Raw genomic sequence first — 368 nt, 5'->3', positions numbered from 1 at the left:
CTCGGATCTGGGTCTGGTGGCCTATCAGATGACGTTGCTGGTCGAGCGGGCGGGTCAGGTGCTGACTCCTGCGGTCCGCGCCGAGCTCCAAGCCATGTCGTATCCCCGGAGGTGACCGGATGGATCCGTGGGGACAGCCGCCGGGTGGTGCGGACCCGTGGGGTCAGCAACCCGGCGAGGACCCGTGGGGGCCGCAGCCGGGCCGATCGGCTCCCGAGGAGCCCGCGTCTCCGGTGCGCCCGTTCACTGTCACCGGCGGGCGTACGACGCCTCGCATGCAGCTCGCGCTGGAGGCGCTGGTCTCCTCCGCCACGACCACGCACTACGACCTGTCCACAAGGCCACCGGAACATCGGGCCATCGCCTCA

Annotated in this window: 1 protein-coding gene and 1 pseudogene; both read left to right on the top strand. The window is 70.7% G+C overall.

The window, feature by feature from the left end; all coding sequences use genetic code 11:
- Window positions 1-115, top strand: a pseudogene (locus HCK04_RS41765) (roadblock/LC7 domain-containing protein); the annotation flags it as partial.
- 4 nt (window positions 116-119) lie between these two features.
- The coding region (locus HCK04_RS40690; RefSeq protein WP_142652806.1) for a DUF742 domain-containing protein at window positions 120-368 on the top strand (249 nt) is incomplete at its 3' end.

This window comes from Microbispora sp. CL1-1 (genome assembly GCF_012034195.1).
Classification (GTDB): Bacteria; Actinomycetota; Actinomycetes; order Streptosporangiales; family Streptosporangiaceae; genus Microbispora.
Note: the sequence above shows the minus strand (reverse complement) of the source record. Positions and strands in the feature narration are given on the sequence as shown.